Origin of the sequence: Ferdinandcohnia sp. QZ13 (genome assembly GCF_031324165.1) — a bacterium.
Classification (GTDB): domain Bacteria; phylum Bacillota; class Bacilli; order Bacillales; family Bacillaceae_L; genus Ferdinandcohnia.
In genome coordinates this window covers 1-401 of the sequence record NZ_JAVIVW010000012.1, presented here as the reverse complement: position 1 = coordinate 401, position 401 = coordinate 1, and the positions used below count along the sequence as shown (strand labels likewise).

General features: G+C 32.2%; 1 protein-coding gene. It reads left to right on the top strand.

The genetic code is table 11. The features are described from left to right. The coding region (locus tag RGU12_RS13610) for a transposase (protein WP_309536583.1) at positions 1-397 on the top strand (397 nt) is incomplete at its 5' end. Positions 398-401 lie beyond the last annotated feature (4 nt).

Genomic DNA, 401 nt, shown 5'->3' with positions numbered 1-401 from the left:
GGATGAACGTTGGCATTTAGAGCGATACTTGGAAATGTCTAATGAACTCAGAAGAGCATATGAAATCAAAGAGGCTTATCGTTCTTGGTTTTTACGGGCCAAAGTAAATGGAAAAAGCCAGATTAGTTTGGTTAAAAAAGAATTAGAAGAATTATATAAGTTTATTGAGGATTCAAAGATACCTGAGATGATTAAAGCCATAAAGACCATACAAAATTGGCAAGTTGAAGTATTAAATAGCTTTGCCTATGAATATTCAAATGGATTTCTAGAGGGAATTAATAATTCCACCAAAGTTTTAAAGCGAAATGCTTATGGATTTAGAGTGTTTGAACGCTTTAGGGCTAAAATTTTATTAACACACAAGTATAAAAGAATAGGGGTACATATTGGTTAACCAA